At 66.4% G+C, this 655-nt stretch carries 1 protein-coding gene; it reads right to left on the bottom strand.

The genetic code is table 11. The features are described 5' to 3' along the window. A partial coding sequence (locus G3N94_RS43335) for a hypothetical protein (protein WP_205799986.1) occupies positions 1–655 on the bottom strand: 655 nt, incomplete at both ends.

Here is a 655-nt window from a genome sequence, read left to right as displayed (position 1 = left end):
CGCCGTCGAGCGTATCGCCGAACTGCGCGCCCCCCGCAGGTGCCGCATACGTCTGCAACGCGACGTTGCCCCCGCGCCCGGCCGGCACCCCGTTCTGCATCAGCAACCGACCGTTCGCGAGCATTTCACCGCCGCCCGATACATCGAGCACGCTTCCCGGTTGCAGCAGGATCGAACCCGTCGTATCCACGGCGCTGCCGTTCACGAAGGTCGCACCCTGCGTCGCCGACAGCGAAATGCTGCCGCCGTTGATGAACTGGCTGTTGCCGGTCGTCGTGCCCGGCGCGGCCTGCACGTCGTTGTTCACCCACTGGCCGGCCACGCTGATCGCGCCTTGCGGCCCGATGACGACATTGCCGCCGCTCTTGATGGAAATCGAACCTGACGGCACGGAGAGCCGCCCCTCAACATTCACGTCGGCGTCGGCCGCCGGGCTGTTGAGCGAGATCGAACCGCCCGGCTGCAGGTTCAGTTGCGTGCCCTGCGCGACCACGATGCCCTTGCCCGCGTTCTTGTCCTCGGTCACGCTCAGGTTCGCGAAACCGCCGTTGTTCAGCGTCGTGACCGGCACCACGCGCGTCGTCAGCAGGTTGTTCGGATCGTTGCTCGTCAGCGCCTGCGAAGCAGTCCTATCGAGTGGCGTATCGATCGAGAA

The sequence above is a fragment of the Burkholderia sp. Ac-20353 genome, from assembly GCF_017104785.1.
In the GTDB taxonomy this organism is placed as follows: Bacteria; Pseudomonadota; Gammaproteobacteria; order Burkholderiales; family Burkholderiaceae; genus Burkholderia.
This window is presented reverse-complemented; position numbering and strand designations above follow the sequence as displayed.